Source organism: Corynebacterium sp. CNJ-954, assembly GCF_001942345.1.
Lineage (GTDB): Bacteria > Actinomycetota > Actinomycetes > Mycobacteriales > Mycobacteriaceae > Corynebacterium.
The window spans coordinates 50934-69538 of record NZ_MKKI01000004.1; the positions used below are offsets into that span (position 1 = coordinate 50934).

The window sequence follows — 18605 nt, forward strand, 5'->3', positions numbered from 1 at the left end:
GCTTCAGCCTAGCCGCCGGCGGTGCCGAGCTCCCACAGTGCTGAGACCGGCATGCCCCACAGGCGGTCACCGAACGGAACAGGGTCCTGCGCCGTCGACAGGACAATCCCGGCGATGAACCGGTCCCCCAGTTTGTCCCGCAGAAAAGCCAGATGACCGAAGTGCGAGGACCGCAGAGTCGATGACGCCTTGACCTCGATGGCAATGATCCTGCCATCGCCGAGCTCCACCAGACAATCCACCTCACGGTCATTGCTGTTTCGGTAGGAGTACAACCGGAAATCGGCGTTCGACCAGGACTGCTGGCGTCGTAGCTCTGCGGCGACGAACCCCTCGAGCAGTTGCCCGAAGTACTCGGAATTCGTCGCCAACTGACCCTGAGTCACCCCCGACAGGTGCATCGCCAGCGCACTGTCCGGCAGGAAGGCCTTTGGACGCCCAATTTCACGTCGGGCGAGGTTCGCCGTCCACGGTGGAAGCTCGTCGATGAGGTAGAGGCTGCGCAACAGGGGGATGTAGCTGGTGAGCGTGCTTTCGGGGATGCTTGTCTGCTTCGAGAGACGGGCCCGGACGAGTTCGCCGGCCTGATTCGCTGCGAGGAGCCGGAGCACCGACGTCACCCGGGCCGGGTCCGTCAGCCGCATCAGTTCGGCGATGTCGCGGTTGACCAGGCTGGACACATAGGCATCGAGCCAGACCGACCGCATCCTCTCGGGCAGGACCCGGAGCTCCGGGAAGCTGCCGGCCGCGAGGACGGAGCCGTAGCCGTTCCTGTCCGTCGTACTGGGCCGGGGTACGGCACCGTCCACGACCGCCGAGACGAAGTCCTCCGAGACACCGGCGAGCTCACCCTGACTGAAGCCGCCGAGGTTCACCGAGACGCTTCTGCCTGCGAGACTGTCCGGGGTGCGCTCGATGCGGTGGAGGTCCGCTGAACCGGTGAGCAGGTACCGGCCCGGTCGCCGGTCCGCGTCGACGGATTCCTTGATCGCGAGGATCAAACCGGGTGCCCGTTGGATCTCGTCGATCACCAGAGGTCCCGGCGCCGACGACGGTACGTTGAGCGCCAGGAAACCGGCTGGATCAGCGGTTGCGGCGGCCCGGGCGTTGTCATTGTCCAGGGTCACGACGCGTCCGCCGCGCTTCTCGGCCAGTAATCCGGCCAGCGTACTCTTGCCGACCTGGCGGCCGCCCTGGAGGACCACCACAGGGAAGTGCGACAGGAGGTCGTCGACCCACGGGGCGATATTTCGTCGGATCAGTGTCGGCATGATTGTAAGTCTACGCCGTGCCGACGCTCACCGTGGATTTGCAGGCACTGTCACCGTGGATTTGCAGGCAGGAAAATGCCAGTTCATCACGGTAAACGTAAGAATATATCTCACGCCATCGATGATTTGCAGGCACTCCCACCGTGGATCTGCAGGAAGCTACTGGACGTCGCACACGAGGCCCGCGAGGAAGCGGTCGCCGAGGTCCTCCCGGAGAAAACCAGGATGCGACGGGCCGAGGTCACCTGCACGCCGATCACCCTGCCGTCGGCGAGTTCGACCACGCAGTCCCCACACCGGCCGTTGCTGTTTCGGTAGTGATACACCCGGTAGTGATCCCTCGACCACGCCGACTGGCGGTGCAGCGTTGCAAGCACGTGGGCTAGCGGGTCGTCAGCCCCGTCGAGGTACGCGGCGAGACCTGCATCCGGCAGGAAGGCCAGCGGACGCTGTATTTCCTCCGCGCCGAGCCCCGGCGTCCACCCCGGAACCATGACGAAGGTGAATAACCTCTCCAGCAGGTCGAGGTAGCCAGACAGCGTCGAGCACGGGATGTCGGTCTCCCGTCGCAGGTCGGTGTGGGAAGTGATGAGGAACGCGCCGGGGCGGTGGGTCCCTTCCGCCGCAGCGTGCAACCTGGCCAGCAGATCCTCACGATTGTCCGCATTGTCGAACCCGGCGAACGGGTCGATGACGGTGAAAAACGGTTCCTTCTCCGACGTCGGGATGTCCCGCCACCGGGGGAACCACCCGCCCACCGTGAGTCACGGCGAGTTGTTGCGCCACCGTGGACAACCCCGAACCCCTTGCCCCCTGGAGGAGCACCACCGGGAACTCGCCGAGAAGCTGCCCTATTTGGGCCGGAATGTCGATCTCGGTCCCTGTACGCATAGACAACGAACCTATCCGACAGGCTCCCGACGGGAGACAGGCGAGGCCATGTCAGCCTATTCCTTGGTCATGTTGAGGATGATCGTGGAGTCCGAGGGCACTGCCGTGCCGGGGGCAGGTTCCACAGAGGTGACCGTCCAGTTGTTGTACAGGACCGGCATCGCACGCGACGGGTCCACGGAAGTGGGGTTGACCCCGGTGAATCCTTCACTGGTGAGCCGCTCATAAGCGAGCTGACCGTTCATTCCCTCGAGCCCGCCGGGGATCGTCAGATCCACGACCGGCGGGGCCTCCGAGGTGGACGGCACAGCGGCGTCGGCCTGTTCGATGGCAGGGGCGGCGTCCGGGGTCTGCGTGACGACCTGCGTAACCGTTTCCGGTGCTGAGGCGTCGTCGGAGCTGCTGCCGCACGCTGTGAGGGCGAATGTTGCGGCTGTTGCAGCAATCACGAGGATCTTTGAACGACGGGTCATGGACTTATTCTCCTGTCTCGAGGGATTTCTGAATAGTAGACCCGAGATCAGTGGAGGAATCTATTTCGTTCTCAAATAAATTCCCCCGGGAATATCACCGCAGTTCCGTGGTGCCCCCGGGGGTACAGCCGTCGGCCGTGGTCCGCAGCCGAGGATCTACGCCTCGTCCCGTGATGCGACAGCCCGGCGGGCGGCGTCGAGGTCCAGTTCGACAGGCGTGACGCTGTCGTGGCCACCGCAGCCGCCGTCACAGTCTCCGCCGCAGGAGCTGTCGGACGATGATGACCCCGACGAGCAGCAGCCTGCCGCGGCCCGCTGTTGTTCAGCCTGCTGAGCCTTCGCATGGTCGATCTTCGCCAATGTCTGTGCCGCCAGCGCGGCACCCATGCCGATCAGGAACAGTGCGCCGACCAACAGCAGTCCGGAGACAATCCACAGCCATCCGCCCTGGAGTCCGACGACGCCGGCGGCGATGAGGGCGACGCCCGCTCCCGTCCACGTCGGGCCGGCGATACGGTGGCCGGTGTCCCACATCTCCCGGTTCTTGCGCACCTCCGGGATACGCAGCCCCACCCACCTGTTCCCCGGCAGTTTTGCGGTGACGGCAAGCACACCGGTGACCAGCACGGCAGCGCCCAGGATGAACAGCAGGACAGAGAGAACGATCATGCCGACCAGTCTATTACAATGACTGGACATGACTAACCCTCGGAGCGAATCTGGCGAGTCCACGTCCCACCGCTACACCCCGGAACTCGCCGGCGACATCGAAAGTCGCTGGCAGGGGTACTGGCGTGACAACGGCACCTTCAATGCGCCGAACCCTGTAGGCGACCTCGCCGAGGCTGGCGCACCGGAGACGGCCGCCACCGCCGTCCCCGAGAAGCTCTTCGTCCAGGACATGTTCCCCTACCCCTCCGGCGTGGGTCTGCATGTCGGACACCCGCTGGGGTACATCGCCACCGACGTCTACGCCCGCTTCAACCGAATGCTGGGGCGCAACGTGCTGCACACCCTCGGCTACGACGCCTTCGGCCTGCCTGCCGAACAGTACGCAGTGCAGACCGGCACACATCCGCGCACCACCACCAGCGCCAACATCGAGAACATGGAACGTCAACTGGGACGGTTGGGTCTGGGGCACGACCGCCGCCGCGTGGTCGCCACCACCGACACCGACTTCTACCGGTGGACACAGTGGATCTTCCTGCAGATCTACAACTCCTGGTTCGACACCGAGGCGGAGAAGGCGCGCCCGATCACCGAACTGGAGGCGAAGTTCGCCGCCGAGCATCCCGACTGGGCTGACCTGACGCCCGCCGAACAGCAGGCCGAGCTCGACGCGCACCGCCTGGTGTACCGCTCGAACAGCACGGTCAACTGGTGCCCCGGTCTCGGCACCGTCCTGGCCAACGAGGAAGTCACCGCCGACGGACGCTCCGAGCGCGGCAACTTCCCCGTCTTCCGTAAGCGGCTGTCCCAGTGGATGATGCGGATCACCGCCTACTCCGACCGGCTGCTGGACGACCTCGAGGACCTCGACTGGCCCGAGAAGGTCAAGTCCATGCAGCGCAACTGGATCGGACGGTCCCGCGGTGCCGAGGTCGACTTCGCCAGCGACGCCGGTCCGATCCGGGTATTCACCACCCGTCCCGACACACTGTTCGGAGCGTCGTACATGGTGCTCGCTCCGGAGCACGAACTTGTCGACGCACTGGTCACGGATCTGCCTTACGACGCCGACACCGACGGACGCTGGACCTACGGCGAGGCGACCCCGGCGGCCGCCGTGGCGTCCTACCGCGGGGCGATCGCGGCGAAGACCGACCTGGAGCGGCAGGAGAACAAGGAGAAGACCGGCGTCTTCACCGGGGCGTACGCCACCAACCCCGTCAATGGCGCGCAGGTCCCCGTCTTCATCGCCGACTACGTGCTCACCGGGTACGGCACCGGCGCGATCATGGCGGTGCCGGGCCACGATGAACGCGACCACGAGTTCGCCACCGTCTTCGGCCTGCCGGTCACCGAGGTCGTCTCCGGTGGGGACGTCCCGATCGCCGACGCCGCCTACACCGGTGACGGCGTGCTGGTGAACTCCGCCAATGAACGGGGACTCGACCTCAACGGCATGAACAAGGCCGATGCGATCGAGACCACCATCGCCTGGCTCGCTGAACAGGGCGTCGGTGAAGAGAAGATCCAGTACAAGCTGCGTGACTGGCTCTTCGCCCGCCAGCGCTACTGGGGCGAACCCTTCCCGGTCGTCTACGACGCCGACGGAGTCGCCCACGCGCTGCCGGAATCCATGCTGCCCGTCGAACTCCCCGAGGTCGAGGACTACAAGCCCGTCAGCTTCGACCCGGACGACGCCTCCTCCGAGCCGCAGCCTCCGCTGGCCAAGGCCAGGGAGTGGGTTGAGGTCACCCTCGATCTCGGCGACGGCGAACGGACCTACTGGCGCGACACCAACGTGATGCCGCAGTGGGCCGGCTCCTCCTGGTACCAGCTGCGCTACATCGACCCGACGAACAACGACGCGCTCGTCGACATCGAGAATGAACGGTACTGGACCGGACCGCGCGAGGGCGCTCCCTCGGGTGGTGTGGACCTCTATGTCGGTGGTGTGGAGCACGCCGTGCTACACCTGCTCTACAGCCGCTTCTGGCACAAGGTGCTCTTCGATCTCGGCCATGTGAGCTCCTACGAGCCCTACCACCGGCTCTACAACCAGGGTTACATCCAGGCCTACGCCTACACCGACTCGCGCGGGGTCTACGTGCCTGCCGCCGATGTCGAGGAGAAGGACGGCACCTTCTACTACAACGGCGAGGAGGTCACCCAGGAGTACGGCAAGATGGGCAAGTCCCTGAAGAACGCCGTCTCGCCGGACGAGATCTGCGACAACTACGGCGCAGACACTCTGCGGGTGTACGAGATGTCGATGGGCCCGCTGGACACCTCCCGCCCCTGGGCCACGAAGGACGTCGTCGGTGCCCAGCGCTTCCTGCAGCGCGCATGGCGACTGGTCGTGGACGAGGCCACCGGTCAGCCGGCGGTCTCGGACACCACACTCAGTGACGACGACCAGCGGGCACTGCACCGCACCGTCGCGGGCGTGCATGACGACTACGCCCACCTGCGGGACAACACCGCCGTCGCCAAGCTCATCGAGTACGTCAACCACCTGACGAAGGCTCACGCGGGGGCATCGGTGCCCCGTGCCGCCGTGGAACCACTGGTGCTGATGATGGCGCCGGTCGCTCCACACATCGCGGAGGAGCTCTGGTCACGCCTGGGCCACGAGGGTTCTCTGGCGCATGCACCGTTCCCCACCTGGGAAGAGAAGTGGCTGGTCGACGACACTGTCGAGTTGCCCGTCCAGGTGATGGGCAAGGTGCGTGGCCGCGTGACCGTGGCCGTGGACGCGGCGCGTGAGGATGTTGAGGCCGCTGCGCTGGCGGAGCCGAACGTGGCGGCGCATGTCGAGGGCAAGACCGTCGCGAAGATCATCGTGGTCCCCGGCAAGATGGTGAACATCGTCGCGAAATAGGTGAACAGGTGGGGTCCACTCCCCCACCCCGGCACGTGACGGTGCTCAGTGCCCGATGATCAGCGGGACCGGCAGTGTGGTGAAGATGATGAGGAAGAAGGGGATCAGCCACCACAGTGTGCCCATGAACGGCTGCCACCACTGGTAGCGGCGCCATTTGCGGAGTACGACGAGACCGGCGACGATCGGGCCGAACATGGAGATCACCGTCGGGATGATCCGGGTGACGGCGGTGTCCCCCACCGTCTGGTCGAGTACGATCCAGGCGACGATGGTGACGACGGGGAAGGCGACCGCCAACTGCCAGGCCTGGCGCACGGACGTACGCCGGTCAAGGTTCTCGAGGCGGTCGAGCGGATCGGGGTTCTCTGAACTGTTGGGCTGAGCGGACATGATGTCTCCGAGTCTAGCCCGGGGGCCCGTCTGGTCGGCTACCGCCGGACTCAGACAGGGCTGACGAGAACCGGCGCAGGTGAGTGTGCGAGAAGCTGGTTGGTGGACGGGCCGATGAAGACCCTGTTGAAGGCACCGAGGACGGAGGACCCGACCACGAGGATCTCGCCCTTCTTCCAGTGCACGTCGTCCATCGCACCGCTCCACCCGGGTCCGGAGCCGACTTCGGTCTCCACACGCAGGTCCGGGTGACGCTCCTCGGCGCGCTCCCTGCCGCGGGCGAGGATGTCGAGCGCCTGACCGCGCCAGCGTTCGTCCGCTTCGGCGGCGTCGGGAAACGGTGTGAGGGTGGGGTACATCGATGCGCCCGTAGGACTGAAGGCGACCAGTCGGAGCGGGACACCCCAGCGCGAGGCCAGGTCCGCCGCCTTCCGGAGGGCCTGGTGGGACTGCTCGTTGTCGACGTAGGCACAGCTGACGCGTGTGACGCCGTGCTTCGACAACGTCGGTGTCCGTGGCACGGTGACCACAGGCAGCGGCGCGCAGTGCAACAGCGCATCCGCGGTCGACCCGGCCCGGAAGCGTCCGACGGGGCCGCCGGAGGTCCCGAAGCGGGAACCGACGACGATGAGGTCCGCGCCGAACTCCTCGGCGGACCGGATCAGCGCCGTCGTCTCTGAATGGCTGTGGAGCAGCTCGTCACTGTCGTCGATCATCGACTCCGGCACCCCGGCCTCGATGAGGGCGGTGCGGGCTGCAGCATGACAGGCGGTCGACTCTGCGGCCGCCCACTCCTCGAACCGTTGCACGGCGGCGGCGTCGGAGGCGTCGACACGGTCGACGCCCTCAGGCCAGATCCGCGGGATCACGGTCACCGGTTTGACGGTGATCTCGGCGGTCCTGGAGAGCCAGGAGACGAATGCCGCGGTGTCGGTGCCGGTGTTGGTGTCAGCGCCGTCGGGATCCCCGTCGGGCCGCCAGGCCAGCAGCACGCGCAGCGGAGTCACCGGCTACTTCTCCCCCATGCGACGGGAGTCGAAGACCTCCATACCGGCCTCCAGGGTCGGGATGAACTCCTCCACCTTCTCCAGCTGCTCCGGGTCGAGGACGGCGAGGATGTTCGCCATCTGCTTGTCACGTTCCTCGCCGATCCGGGTCAGTTCGGTCTTGCCGAGGTCCGTGAGTTTCACACGCACACCGCGGCGGTCGCTCACGTCGCGGACGCGGGAGACCAGGCCCAGCGACTCAAGGTGGTTGATCGCGTTGGAGGCGGTGGGCATCCGGATCGACTCCAGATCGGCGATCTGGCTGATGCGCAGAGCACCGTGGGTCTGGAGGTTCATCATGATGGAGAGCTGCGCGGTGCTGATGCTGGACTGCGTGGTCTGGCGGAAGTACAGGAGGTACATCCGGGTGACGACGGGCCGCAGGCGCTTCGCGACTTCAGACGGGGTAGCGGTCATGCCGACCAATCTACCGTGCTTTGCTCCTGAAAGGTATACTCGCACCACTTTTAGGTCAGTGAAGTTCCTTAACCCGGCAGGTCAGAGGGATATAGCCGACCTACAATGAGGGTGATCAGGACCCCGAGATGAAGGATTCGAGATCGGCACGGCCCTTGTCGTCCGGCTGCTGGATCCGGGGGGACTTCATCAGGTAGGTCGACGCCGGGTCGACGGGTCCGCCGATTCCACGGTCCTTGGCGATCTTCGCGGCACGTACCGCGTCGATGATGATGCCGGCGGAGTTCGGTGAGTCCCAGACCTCGAGCTTGTACTCCAGGCTGATGGGCGCGTCGCCGAAGGCGCGGCCTTCCAGGCGGATGAAGGCCCACTTACGGTCGTCGAGCCACTGCACGTAGTCGGAGGGGCCGATGTGGACATTGCGGTCGTCGATCTTGCCGGACAGGGATCCGGTGAGGTTGGACGTCACGGCCTGGGTCTTGGAGACCTTCTTCGACTCGAGACGGTCGCGTTCCAGCATGTTCTTGAAGTCCATGTTGCCGCCGACGTTCAGCTGGTAGGTCCGGTCGACGGTCACGCCGCGCTCCTCGAAGAGACGGGCGAGGACGCGGTGGGTGATGGTCGCGCCGACCTGGCTCTTGATGTCGTCGCCGACGATGGGGACCCCGGCGTCCTCGAACTTCTTCGCCCACTCCGGGTCGGAGGCGATGAAGACCGGCAGGGCGTTGACGAAGGCGACGCCGGCGTCGATGGCGCACTGGGCGTAGAACTTGTCGGCCTCCTCCGACCCCACCGGCAGGTACGACACGAGGACGTCGGCGCCGGTCTCGCGCAGGTGGGCGACGACCTCATCATGGGTGGCGTCGGGTTCGGTCGACTCCTCGATGGTCTCCCGGTAGTACTTGCCCAGACCGTCGGCGGTGTGGCCGCGGCGGACGGTGATCCCCGACTCGGGGAGGTCGCAGATCTTGATGGTGCAGTTCTGGCCGGATTCCGTCGCGACGGAGACGTCTTTGCCGACCTTGTCGGCGTCGACGTCGTAGGCGGCGACGAGCTCGATGTCGCGTACGTGGTAGTCGCCGAAGCGGACGTGCATGAGGCCGGGGACGGTGTCGTCGTCCGGGGTGTCCTTGTAGAACTCCAGGCCCTGGAGCAGTGAGGTGGCGCAGTTGCCGATGCCGGCGATGGCCAGCTTGATGGAGGTGTTGTCCTGTGAACTCATGGCTCCGGACGTTAGCCCTCCAGGAACTGAAAAACACGGGCTGACGTGGGGTGGAAAGTAACTTGACCGGTCAACGTCCGGTCTTGACCGATTCACCCGGACCGGGAAACCGGATAGAATGGCCCGCATCATGTCGACCCCAGTGCAGCCCGTCCACACCGTCTCCCACGACCTGGACCGTCAGCGGACCCTGCGTGCGCTACGGCAGGGCGACCGGCGACGTTCGGAGGTCTGTGACGCCGACCGCGGCCTCATGTCCTCGGCAGAGGTGCTGGGTTACCGTGTCGACCGCCCCTGCCCCGTCTGCGGCGCACCGGATCTCCGTGAGAGCCTGTGGATCCACGGTGCGGCAATGGGGGAAAAATCGGGAACGGCGCGTAGTCTTTCGGAGATTGGCGCTATCCTCGCTACCCTGTTTCCTGACGGCGTCGGACGGTCTGCTACGGAACGTCCCGGCGCAGCCCCTGTCGGAGGATCCGGGAGCGGGGTGGCTGTCCACACGGTGGAGGTCTGCCTCCGCTGCGGATGGAACCATCTCATCAGGGAAGACATGTACGGTGCCGGTAGATCCAGTACGGAGAGAACAGCCACGTGACTAACGACTCGACCACCCCCAACGACTCCACGAAACGGCAGCGCACGCGCACGCGCAAGCCGGTGTGGCGTCGGCTCTTCGCCTCAGTGGCGGCAGTTCTGGCCGTGCTGATCGTGGTGCCGCTGGTGACGTTCTTCGCCGCCTACTCGGTGACCAAGGTCCCGCAGCCTGAGGAACTGGTCAACAACCAGATCTCCCAGATCTTCGCCAACGACGGGACCACTGAGCTGGCCCGTATCGTCCCGCCCGAGGGCAACCGGCAGAACGTCGACATCGAGGAGATCCCCGAGCATGTCCGCAACGCCGTCATCGCGGCGGAGGACCGGGACTTCTACGACAACCCCGGGTTCTCGATCACGGGGTTCGGACGTGCGGCCCTGGGGCAGCTCACCGGTGAGGACGCCGGCGGCGGATCGACCATCACCCAGCAGTACGTGAAGAACGCCGTCGTCGGTGACGAGCGCAGCCTGGTCCGTAAGGGCAAGGAGCTGGTGATCTCATCGAAGATGTCCCGTGAGTGGTCGAAGGACGAGATCCTCGAGGCGTACCTCAACACGATCTACTTCGGACGCAACGCCTACGGCATCTCCGCTGCCTCCCGTGCGTACTTCAACAAGCCGCTCCAGGAGCTGACTCCTGCCGAGGGTGCGGTGCTCGCCGCCTCCATCCAACGGCCCAGCCAACTCGACCCGTGGACCAACCGCCCCGAGGCCGAGCAGCGGTGGAACTACGTCTCCGACGGCCTGGTCGGTATGGGCACGATCAGCCAGCAGGAACGTGACGAGATGGTCTACCCGGAGGTCATTGATCCTGCACAGGTGGATTCGGGATCTGTGGCCGAGGGGACGAACGGCCTGATCAAGAGCCAGGTCCTCGCCGAATTGAACGCCAACGGCATCACCGAAGAAGCCGTGAACACCGGCGGTCTGAAGATCACCACGACCATCGACGCCAACCACCAGCGGGCCATGGTGGAGAACGTCCACAGCGCGATGGACGCCCAGGCAGACACCGTCCGGTCGGCCGGCGTGGCGATCGACCCCAAGACCGGAGGTGTCCGCGCCTACTACGGCGGCGACGACCCCACCGGGCTGGACTGGGCCAATGCCGGTCTCCAGACCGGCTCCACCTTCAAGATCTTCACGATGGCCGCGGCGGTCGAGCAGGGCATCCCGACCTCGACCCCCTACGACTCCTCCCCCGTCACCACCGGTGCGACCGAGGTGAACAACGTCGAGGGTGAGTCCTGCGGCACCTGTTCTATGGCAGAGGCGCTCAAGCGCTCGCTGAACACCTCCTTCATCCGTGTCGCCCGTGACCTCAACGGCGGTCCCCAGGACGTCGCCGACATGGCACACCGTCTCGGCGTCGCCGAGGAGCTCCCGGGCATCGGCGAGACCCTCCGTGAGAACGGCGGCACCCCGTACGAGGGCATCACCCTCGGCCAGTACCAGTCCCGGCCGCTCGACATGGCCTCTGCGCTGGCGACGCTGACCAACCAGGGCCGCTACATCCCCGCCCACTTCGTCTGGAAGGTCGAGACCTCCGAGGGCGAGATGCTGATGGACAACACGGGGATGGAATCCACCCAGGTCGTTCAGCCTGAGGTCGCTGACGAGGTGATCGCGGCCATGGGGCCGATCGCCGCCTACTCCAACGGCCACTCGTTGGCCGGCGGACGCCCGAGCGCGGCGAAGACCGGTACCGCCCAGTTGGGAGACACCGGACAGAACAAGGACGCCTGGATGATCGGTTCCACCCCCCAGCTGGCGACCGCCGTGTGGATCGGAGACACTGACGGCCAGCCGTTGATGGACGGCCGTTACGGCGGTTCGATGTACGGTTCGCAGTCGCCGTCCGACATCTGGCAGGGCTTCATGAACGAGGCCCTCGTCAATGACGAGGTCGAGCAGTTCGCCAGCTCGGTTCCCGTCGTCCAGGACCCGCAGGCAGGAAATGCCTCCAGCAGTGGTGGCTCTGCGGAGATGCAGGGTGGCGGCGGCACCGGTGGCGGTGCTGCCGAAGGAGACCAGGACAGTGACAGCGGCGCGTCGAATGACGTCCCCGACACCGGGGCTGACACCGGTAACGGCACCGGGCAGGACACCGACATCGGACGGATGATCGACGACTTCCTCAACAACCTCTGATCTGCGGCGATCATGTCCAGTACAGAGCTGCTGATCACGATGGGCAGCGTCTTCATCGGGTTCCTGCTGTTCGGCGGATCCTTCGCCAGTTTCATGGCGAAACGTCGCCCTGCGGTGATCTGGGGCCTGTTCGCTGCGGCGATCGTCTTCATCACGGTGATCCCCGTCGTCGTGGCCGTGTTCTGGGGGACGGCGGGACCTGCGTCCGGATAACTTGGGCACACCACGTCCGGCGTGTATCCTGATCAGGTTGCTGACGCAACGAACCCTCCTGCCGTAACCACTCCCGGATACGGCCGAAAAAACACTAGACCACAGGAGGTGATGAGGTCCGTGCGTCAATACGAGATGATGATTATCATCGACCCGTCACAGGATGAGCGCACCGTTTCCCCGTCCCTGGACAAGTTCCTGGAGACGGTCCGCAAGGACAACGGTACGGTCGACAAGGTTGACATCTGGGGCAAGCGTCGCCTGGAGTACCCGATCAACAAGCAGGACGAGGGCATCTACGCCGTCGTCGACCTGAACTGTGAGTCGGCCACCGTCCAGGAGCTCGACCGCGTTCTGAACCTGAACGACATCATCATGCGCACGAAGGTGCTGCGCAAGGACGCCAAGTAAGCGTCCTCGCGGCATCTGCATCAACGTCGAACCGACACTGACACCGACTGACAGGAGAAACTGACATGGCACAGGGAGACACCCCGATCACCGTCGTCGGAAATCTCGTCGCGGATCCCGAGCTGAGGTACACCCCCAGCGGTTCCGCCGTCGCGAACTTCCGTGTGGCGTCCACGCCGCGCCGGTTTGATTCCCAGTCGAATCAGTGGGTGGACGGCGAAGCACTGTTCCTCCAATGCAACGTGTGGCGGCAGGCGGCCGAGAACGTGGCGAACTCGCTCACCAAGGGTGACCGGGTGATTGTCACGGGTCGGCTGCGGCAGCGCTCCTTCGAGACCCGCGAGGGCGAGAAGCGCACCGTGTTCGAGGTCGAGGCCGATGAGGTCGGCCCGTCCCTGAAGTACGCCACGACCCAGGTCACCAAGACCCCCCGCCAGGGTGGGAACTTCGGTGGCCAGCAGGCCCCGCAGGGCGGCGGCCAGGCCGGTAACCAGGGAGGCTTCGGTGGTAACCGTGGCCAGGGTGGTTTCGGTGGTCAGCAGGGAAACCAGGGTGGTCAACCCAACCAGGGTTACGGCGGTAACGCCGGTAACCAGGGTGGGTTCGGCGGGCGTAACGCCGCGCCGGACGATGACCCGTGGAACTCCGCTCCGCAGTCCGGTTTCGACGGCGGCGACGAACCGCCGTTCTGATCTGCCGTGTGAGTAACCCCCGGATCCCTCGGGATCTACCGAAACCATGAAAGGCTACGGATCATGAAGCTGATCCTCACCGCCGCCGTCGACAACCTCGGTGTCCCCGGTGACATCGTCGAGGTCAAGGCCGGCTACGGACGCAACTTCCTGCTGCCGCGCGGCTACGCCATCACCGCCACCCGTGGCGCTGAGCGTCAGGTGGAGAACATCCGCCGTGCCCAGCAGGACAAGGTCATTCGCGACCTCGACCACGCCCGCGAGGTCAAGGGCGAGATCGACCGCCTGAACAACGTCACGGTCACCGTGCGCACGTCGGAGCAGGGCAAGCTGTTCGGCTCCGTCACTGCCGAGGATGTCGCCGCCGCCGTGAAGGCTGCCGGCGGTCGCGAGCTCGACAAGCGCACCATCGTCCTCAACCAGGGTGACGTCAAGGCGACCGGTTCCTACAACGTCGACGTGAAGCTGCACCCGCAGGTCGTCGCGTCGCTGAACTTCAAGGTCGTCGCAGAGAAGTAGTTCTCTCCTCGCCTCCCCCGTCGCAGGAACCCACGACGGGTCTTCGGACACCCCCGGCCTAGACACCCGGGGTCCGGCCTAGACAACCGGTGTGTCCGCAGTCCGGGTATCCGCGCGTCGGCGGCGAAGAACGCCACCATCTGTAAGACAACAGCATCGCCAGACAGGCCCGCCCCGGTCGTTCCGACCGGTCGGCGGGCCTGTGGCATATCCGGGGGACGTGGCTCCCGCACACCGTTGTACACAGTGGTTCACGGGCCTGTGGATAACTGTGGACAACTCGGGATAACTTTCTGTGATATGCAGAAATTATGCGCATATTTAGTTATGGCGTGACCTCGGACAATGCCGCAGAGCTGCTATCTGGCCTGCGGTGACACATGTTGTCCACGGAGCAGTGCAGTTAATATTCTTCATTTTGACCCCTCTTACCTGCATGTTTTTCGATAATTGCAGGTCAGAGCGGTCCCTGTCCACAGGTTGTCCACAAGCGGAACTGGACGGACGCAGATCCGCCCACATTTTCTCCACAGTTCACCCACACTGCCTGTGGACAACTCCCGGGCGGCGGCGTCTCGCGTAGGGTTGTCCGGACGTCAATGAAGTCCGAGGAGGGGGCTAGAATCATGGACATGAGTACACCGGACCGGGCACGCGACAGCTTCGCCGACGACATGGGGGACGCTCCTCTGCCGCCGGAGCCTGATCAGTGGGACAACGACGCCTTCGCGCCGGCTCAGCAGCACGCTCAGGGCGGTTCCGGTGGACGCGGAGGCTTCAAGCGGCGGGACAACGCCACCGGTGCCGGAGGTGCCTTCGCTGAACCCCGGCAGATGCCGCAGAACACCGAGGCGGAGATGGGCGTGCTCGGTGGCATGATGCTCAGCAAGGACGCCATCGCAGACGTCGTCGAACGCCTTCGGCCGGATGACTTCTACCGTCCGGCTCACCGGACGATCTACGAGACCATGCTTGAGCTCTATGGCGAGGGCATGGAAGTCGACCCGGTGATCCTCGCCGGACGGTTGGATAACAACGCCATCCTCGACAGCGTGGGTGGGGCCCCGTACCTGCACGAGTTGTCCTCCAAGGTTCCCACCGCGGCGAACGCCGGCTACTACGCCGACCTCGTTGCCGAGAAGGCCGTCCTGCGCCGTCTGGTGTCCGCCGGGACCAGGATCGTGCAGTACGGCTACTCCGGTCTGGAGGGGAATGAACTCGAGAGCGTCGTGGACCGGGCGCAGCAGGAGATGTTCAACATCACCAACGAGTCTGCGTCGGAGGACTACATGGTCCTCCAGGATCTGCTGGAGTCCACCATGGACGAGCTGGACGCACTCGAGAACGGCGACGGGCAGGGGGAGGGCGTTCTCACCGGGTTCAGTGAGCTTGACGAGATGACCAACGGCCTGCGTGGTGGTCAGATGATCATCGTCGCTGCGCGTCCCGGTGTGGGTAAGTCCACGCTGGCGATGGACTTCATGCGCTCGGTATCGGTGCAGCAGAACCGTGCCTCGGTGCTGTTCTCCCTGGAGATGAGTAAGTCGGAGGTGATGATGCGTGTCTTCTCCGCGGAAGCGGAGGTGCCGCTGTCGGTGATGCGTGGCGGCAAGATGGTCGATTCGCAGTGGGACAAACTGACCCAGCGGGTCACAGCCATCGAGAATGCGCCCATCTACATCGACGATTCACCCAACCTGACGATGACGGAGATCCGCGCCAAGGCCCGACGGCTCAAGCAGAAGCACGACCTCGGCCTGATCGTCGTCGACTACCTGCAGCTGATGAGCTCGGGCAAGAAGGTGGAGTCACGCCAGCAGGAGGTGTCCGAGTTCTCCCGTCAGCTGAAGCTGCTTGCCAAGGAGGTTGACGTGCCACTGGTGGCGATCTCGCAGCTGAACCGTGGTGTGGAGTCACGTGGCGACGACGCCCTCCCGCGCGTGTCGGACCTGCGCGAGTCCGGTTCGCTGGAGCAGGACGCCGACATCGTCCTGCTCATCAACCGCCCGGACGCCCAGAACCGGGATCACGAGCGGGCAGGGGAGGCCGACCTGATCCTGGCCAAGCACCGTGGTGGGCCTATCGGCACGGTCCAGGTCGCGCACCAGCTGCACTACTCGAAGTTCTCGGACCTCAGCAGGGGAGTGTGACTACTCCTCGAACTGCTCGGCCAGGGTCGCGAGGATCTCGTGGAGGTCGGCGGCCTGCTCGTCGCTGAGCACGTCGAACATCATGCGGCGTACCGAGGTCACGTGGGAGGGTGCCGCATCCCGGATGGTCTCGAGACCGTGGTCGGTGAGCACGACGAAAGCTCCACGGCCATCGGAGTTACACGTCTCCTTGCCGAGGAGTCCCCGGTTCATCATGCGGGTGATCTGGTGTGACAGGCGGGAACGGTCCCAGGTGAGCCGGTCGGCAAGTACCGCCATACGCATCCTGTGCCCGTCAGCCTCGGAGAGATTCACGAGGACCTCGTAGTCGGGCATGGACAGGCCGGTGTCGCGCTGAAGGTCCCGTGCCAGGGCGGAGTCCATACGCCGGGCCACGGACAGCCAGGATCGCCAGAGGCACTGTTCGGACTCGGTGAGCCAGGGGGTCGTCGTCTTGCCGTTCGTCATGTTTCCCATTCAACCACAGTAATGATGTAGTTGACACATCAACTACCCGCGTCTACTCTGGCTCCCGTATCGCACCACACCAAGGAGAACATCATCATGAGCAGCATCAACGACTACAGCGGCACCTACACCATCGACCCGGCGCACTCCGAGATCGGTTTCACTGCGCGCCACGCCATGGTCACCAAGGTCCGTGGATCCTTCACTGACTTCACCGGATCGGCCTCCACCGGCAACGGTCTGGAGAATGCGTCGATCAGTGTCGAGATCCAGGCAGGATCCATCGACACCAGGAACGCTGACCGTGACGGCCACGTGAAGTCGGCCGACTTCTTCGACGTCGAGACCTACCCGACGATCACTTTCGCCTCGACCGAGGTCCGTGCCGACGGTGACGACACCCTGGTCGTCACCGGTGACCTGACCATCAAGGACGTCACCAAGTCGGTCACCGTCGAGTTCGAGTTCGACGGCGAGGTCACCGACCCCTGGGGCAACAGTCGCATCGGTTTCGAGGGGTCCACGGAGATCAACCGTACGGACTTCGGGCTGACGTGGAACGCTCCGCTGAAGAGCGACGGTGTGCTGGTGTCCGAGAAGATCAAGCTCAACTTCGATATTTCGGCGACGAAGAACGCCTGACTACCTGACTATTCCGGTCAGGTGTTCTAGCATCACGGACATGACTTCAGTTGTGTCCACAGGGGAGCAACGCCGTTTCGGTGCCCTCGTTTTTGCCGGGGGAGCCCTCGGCGCGTTTCTGCGGTGGGCCTTCACCGTGGACACCGGCGTGGCAGGGTCCCTCTGGCCCCTCCTGGTGGTCAACCAGGTCGGTGCTTTCGCCATGGGGCTTCTCGTCGGAGCGCTGCCGTTCGTGCGGGACACCGGACGGGACGGCGCACCCGGCCGTAGGAACAGGATCCGTGTCTCCCTCGGTACCGGTCTACTCGGGGGATTCACGTCGTACTCCGCGATCGCCGCCACCGTGCAGGATGCCGGTGGCGTGCTCGGGCCTGTCGTCTACATCGTGGGAACGGTCGTACTGGGGCTGCTCCTCGCCCGCGCCGGAATGTGGTGCGGCGAACGACTCGTTCCCGGTGACCGGGGTGTCCAGGGGGAGGACGCATGACCGGCGACATTTCGTTGGTGGCGGCACTTCTCGTCGCCCTCGGGGGCGGTGCCGGTGCATGGCTCCGCTGGCGCATCGACTCGGCGATAAAACAACGTACCCGCAGTGACCTGCTCGTCAGCCTGCTGGTGATCAACACCGTCGGGTCGCTGGTCCTCGGTGTGCTCTACGGGCTGACGGACAGCTGGTGGCTGATCGCGCTCATCGGTACCGGCCTCTGCGGCGGCTTCACCACGTTCTCCAGCGCCTCGGCGGATGCGGTCCTGCTGTTCCGCCGTGACCGGGCGTTGGCAGCGCTCATCTCCGTGGTCGGGATGGCGTTGCTGGCGGTGGCCGCCTTCGCCCTCGGCCACTGGCTCGTCGACTGGTGATCAGCTCTTTTTCGCGGAGATCCACACGTCAATCTCCGCGTGGACCGGCTCATTGCCCGCGTCGTCGACCAGTGCGATGTCGAGCGTCACCAGTTGTCCGCCGGTTTCGCGGGTGATGGTGGAGAAGTCGGGGAAGTCAGCGGTGGCGGTCACGGTCAGCCCGCCGGTCGACTTCGTGGGGTAGTCTGCGCGCATCCCGCGGGGTAGCCAGCGGTGGGAGGTGGGGACCGTGGACTCGCAGAGCATGCCCATGGCCGCCTCGGCTCCGTTGAGCGCGGCGATCACGTGGAATGTGCCGATGTGGTTGCGCACACCCCACCAGTCGCCGATACGTACAACCGCACGGCCTGGTTCAGCGACGCGGATGCGGGGGAAGACCGTCCGGAAGTAGGGGGCCTTCAGACTGAATCCCAGGGAGAACAGCCCGCGGCCCGGTGCGCTGCCGTTGAGCTTCTTCCACAATGTGTAGGTGCCGGTGGCGGAGCCGTGTCCGGAAGCATGAGTAGTCATGTATCCAGACATTATCCCAGCAGGTCGGCCGCCACAGCCGAACTACAGTAGCGGTGACGTATATCGGCGAACACCGGTACCGTGGGGAGCGGTAACAGCAACGGTGGAATACCTGCCGTCCCCGACGACGTTGT

At 65.0% G+C, this 18605-nt stretch carries 21 protein-coding genes; 11 read left to right on the forward strand and 10 right to left on the reverse strand.

Annotated elements, in window-relative coordinates:
• Positions 1–8 precede the first annotated feature (8 nt).
• The 4 genes from BJF89_RS02685 to BJF89_RS02700 all read right to left on the reverse strand — a co-directional run bounded on the left by BJF89_RS02685 (position 9) and on the right by BJF89_RS02700 (position 3304).
• A complete protein-coding gene (locus BJF89_RS02685) occupies positions 9–1271 on the reverse strand; it encodes an ATP-binding protein (protein ID WP_075811998.1) in 1263 nt (420 codons plus the stop codon).
• Positions 1272–1381: 110 nt separating this feature from the next.
• Positions 1382–2029, reverse strand: a complete 648-nt coding sequence (locus BJF89_RS02690; protein WP_075812000.1) for a DUF4143 domain-containing protein — start codon at positions 2027–2029, stop codon at positions 1382–1384.
• Positions 2030–2218: 189 nt separating this feature from the next.
• A complete protein-coding gene (locus BJF89_RS02695; RefSeq protein ID WP_075812002.1) occupies positions 2219–2635 on the reverse strand; it encodes a hypothetical protein in 417 nt (138 codons plus the stop codon).
• A 156-nt stretch (positions 2636–2791) separates the two neighbouring features.
• Complete coding sequence (locus BJF89_RS02700; RefSeq protein WP_075812004.1) at positions 2792–3304, reverse strand: SdpI family protein; 513 nt, start codon at positions 3302–3304, stop codon at positions 2792–2794.
• A 28-nt stretch (positions 3305–3332) separates the two neighbouring features.
• On the opposite strand from BJF89_RS02700, the gene leuS reads away from it, so the two are divergent.
• Positions 3333–6185, forward strand: a complete 2853-nt coding sequence (gene leuS / locus BJF89_RS02705) for a leucine--tRNA ligase (RefSeq protein WP_075812006.1) — start codon at positions 3333–3335, stop codon at positions 6183–6185.
• A 45-nt stretch (positions 6186–6230) separates the two neighbouring features.
• Here leuS and BJF89_RS02710 read toward each other — a convergent pair whose 3' ends face one another.
• From BJF89_RS02710 to BJF89_RS02725, 4 genes are all read right to left on the reverse strand, one after another.
• Positions 6231–6578 (reverse strand): hypothetical protein, encoded by a 348-nt coding sequence (locus tag BJF89_RS02710; RefSeq protein ID WP_075812008.1) that lies wholly within the window; start codon positions 6576–6578, stop codon positions 6231–6233.
• 50 nt (positions 6579–6628) lie between these two features.
• Positions 6629–7585 carry a universal stress protein gene (locus BJF89_RS02715; protein ID WP_075812010.1) on the reverse strand — a complete coding sequence of 319 codons (957 nt, stop codon included), beginning with the start codon at positions 7583–7585 and terminating at the stop codon, positions 6629–6631.
• Positions 7586–7588: 3 nt separating this feature from the next.
• The gene (locus BJF89_RS02720; RefSeq protein ID WP_075812012.1) at positions 7589–8041 is read right to left on the reverse strand and encodes a MarR family winged helix-turn-helix transcriptional regulator; all 453 of its coding nucleotides are present in this window, start codon (positions 8039–8041) and stop codon (positions 7589–7591) included.
• Positions 8042–8156: 115 nt separating this feature from the next.
• Positions 8157–9263 carry an inositol-3-phosphate synthase gene (locus BJF89_RS02725; RefSeq protein WP_075812014.1) on the reverse strand — a complete coding sequence of 369 codons (1107 nt, stop codon included), beginning with the start codon at positions 9261–9263 and terminating at the stop codon, positions 8157–8159.
• Positions 9264–9393: 130 nt separating this feature from the next.
• Here BJF89_RS02725 and BJF89_RS02730 point away from each other — a divergent pair, with 130 nt between their 5' ends.
• The 7 genes from BJF89_RS02730 to dnaB all read left to right on the forward strand — a co-directional run bounded on the left by BJF89_RS02730 (position 9394) and on the right by dnaB (position 15993).
• A complete protein-coding gene (locus tag BJF89_RS02730; protein WP_075812125.1) occupies positions 9394–9858 on the forward strand; it encodes a DUF5318 family protein in 465 nt (154 codons plus the stop codon).
• The gene (locus tag BJF89_RS02735; RefSeq protein WP_075812016.1) at positions 9855–12008 is read left to right on the forward strand and encodes a transglycosylase domain-containing protein; all 2154 of its coding nucleotides are present in this window, start codon (positions 9855–9857) and stop codon (positions 12006–12008) included. Before BJF89_RS02730 ends, BJF89_RS02735 begins: the two co-directional genes overlap by 4 nt.
• A 12-nt stretch (positions 12009–12020) precedes the next feature.
• Positions 12021–12221, forward strand: coding sequence for a hypothetical protein (locus tag BJF89_RS02740; RefSeq protein ID WP_075812018.1), 201 nt, complete (start codon positions 12021–12023; stop codon positions 12219–12221).
• 111 nt (positions 12222–12332) lie between these two features.
• A complete protein-coding gene (gene rpsF / locus BJF89_RS02745; protein WP_038550660.1) occupies positions 12333–12632 on the forward strand; it encodes a 30S ribosomal protein S6 in 300 nt (99 codons plus the stop codon).
• A 65-nt stretch (positions 12633–12697) separates the two neighbouring features.
• The gene (locus tag BJF89_RS02750; protein ID WP_075812020.1) at positions 12698–13324 is read left to right on the forward strand and encodes a single-stranded DNA-binding protein; all 627 of its coding nucleotides are present in this window, start codon (positions 12698–12700) and stop codon (positions 13322–13324) included.
• Between the two features lie 63 nt (positions 13325–13387).
• Positions 13388–13843 (forward strand): 50S ribosomal protein L9, encoded by a 456-nt coding sequence (rplI, locus tag BJF89_RS02755; RefSeq protein WP_038550657.1) that lies wholly within the window; start codon positions 13388–13390, stop codon positions 13841–13843.
• Between the two features lie 632 nt (positions 13844–14475).
• Entirely contained in the window at positions 14476–15993 is a 1518-nt protein-coding gene (gene dnaB / locus BJF89_RS02760; protein ID WP_139311850.1) for a replicative DNA helicase, read from the forward strand.
• Here the strand turns inward: dnaB and BJF89_RS02765 are convergent, their stop codons facing one another.
• A complete protein-coding gene (locus tag BJF89_RS02765) occupies positions 15994–16470 on the reverse strand; it encodes a MarR family winged helix-turn-helix transcriptional regulator (RefSeq protein WP_255372458.1) in 477 nt (158 codons plus the stop codon).
• Positions 16471–16557: 87 nt separating this feature from the next.
• Between BJF89_RS02765 and BJF89_RS02770 the strand changes: the two genes are divergently transcribed.
• From BJF89_RS02770 to BJF89_RS02780, 3 genes are read left to right on the forward strand one after another with little or no spacing between them, the layout of a single operon-like run.
• Positions 16558–17103 (forward strand): YceI family protein, encoded by a 546-nt coding sequence (locus tag BJF89_RS02770; RefSeq protein ID WP_075812024.1) that lies wholly within the window; start codon positions 16558–16560, stop codon positions 17101–17103.
• A gap of 40 nt (positions 17104–17143) precedes the next feature.
• Entirely contained in the window at positions 17144–17590 is a 447-nt protein-coding gene (locus BJF89_RS02775) for a CrcB family protein (protein WP_075812026.1), read from the forward strand.
• Entirely contained in the window at positions 17587–17961 is a 375-nt protein-coding gene (locus tag BJF89_RS02780) for a CrcB family protein (protein ID WP_075812028.1), read from the forward strand. Before BJF89_RS02775 ends, BJF89_RS02780 begins: the two co-directional genes overlap by 4 nt.
• On the opposite strand, the gene BJF89_RS02785 is transcribed toward BJF89_RS02780, so the two are convergent.
• Positions 17962–18471, reverse strand: coding sequence for a hotdog fold domain-containing protein (locus BJF89_RS02785; RefSeq protein ID WP_075812030.1), 510 nt, complete (start codon positions 18469–18471; stop codon positions 17962–17964).
• Positions 18472–18605: the final 134 nt, after the last annotated feature.

Bases quoted from the DNA above. Each gene is read 5' to 3' on its own strand.
- BJF89_RS02710 (WP_075812008.1), bottom strand. From the start codon at position 6,578: ATGTCCGCTCAGCCCAACAGTTCAGAGAACCCCGATCCGCTCGACCGC.
- BJF89_RS02725 (WP_075812014.1), bottom strand. From the start codon at position 9,263: ATGAGTTCACAGGACAACACCTCCATCAAGCTGGCCATCGCCGGCATC.
- BJF89_RS02785 (WP_075812030.1), bottom strand. From the start codon at position 18,471: ATGACTACTCATGCTTCCGGACACGGCTCCGCCACCGGCACCTACACA.
- BJF89_RS02685 (WP_075811998.1), bottom strand. From the start codon at position 1,271: ATGCCGACACTGATCCGACGAAATATCGCCCCGTGGGTCGACGACCTC.
- dnaB (WP_139311850.1), top strand. From the start codon at position 14,476: ATGAGTACACCGGACCGGGCACGCGACAGCTTCGCCGACGACATGGGG.
- BJF89_RS02750 (WP_075812020.1), top strand. From the start codon at position 12,698: ATGGCACAGGGAGACACCCCGATCACCGTCGTCGGAAATCTCGTCGCG.
- BJF89_RS02770 (WP_075812024.1), top strand. From the start codon at position 16,558: ATGAGCAGCATCAACGACTACAGCGGCACCTACACCATCGACCCGGCG.
- BJF89_RS02720 (WP_075812012.1), bottom strand. From the start codon at position 8,041: ATGACCGCTACCCCGTCTGAAGTCGCGAAGCGCCTGCGGCCCGTCGTC.
- BJF89_RS02740 (WP_075812018.1), top strand. From the start codon at position 12,021: ATGTCCAGTACAGAGCTGCTGATCACGATGGGCAGCGTCTTCATCGGG.
- leuS (WP_075812006.1), top strand. From the start codon at position 3,333: ATGACTAACCCTCGGAGCGAATCTGGCGAGTCCACGTCCCACCGCTAC.
- BJF89_RS02775 (WP_075812026.1), top strand. From the start codon at position 17,144: ATGACTTCAGTTGTGTCCACAGGGGAGCAACGCCGTTTCGGTGCCCTC.
- rplI (WP_038550657.1), top strand. From the start codon at position 13,388: ATGAAGCTGATCCTCACCGCCGCCGTCGACAACCTCGGTGTCCCCGGT.
- BJF89_RS02700 (WP_075812004.1), bottom strand. From the start codon at position 3,304: ATGATCGTTCTCTCTGTCCTGCTGTTCATCCTGGGCGCTGCCGTGCTG.
- BJF89_RS02730 (WP_075812125.1), top strand. From the start codon at position 9,394: ATGTCGACCCCAGTGCAGCCCGTCCACACCGTCTCCCACGACCTGGAC.
- rpsF (WP_038550660.1), top strand. From the start codon at position 12,333: ATGAGGTCCGTGCGTCAATACGAGATGATGATTATCATCGACCCGTCA.
- BJF89_RS02765 (WP_255372458.1), bottom strand. From the start codon at position 16,470: ATGGGAAACATGACGAACGGCAAGACGACGACCCCCTGGCTCACCGAG.
- BJF89_RS02695 (WP_075812002.1), bottom strand. From the start codon at position 2,635: ATGACCCGTCGTTCAAAGATCCTCGTGATTGCTGCAACAGCCGCAACA.
- BJF89_RS02780 (WP_075812028.1), top strand. From the start codon at position 17,587: ATGACCGGCGACATTTCGTTGGTGGCGGCACTTCTCGTCGCCCTCGGG.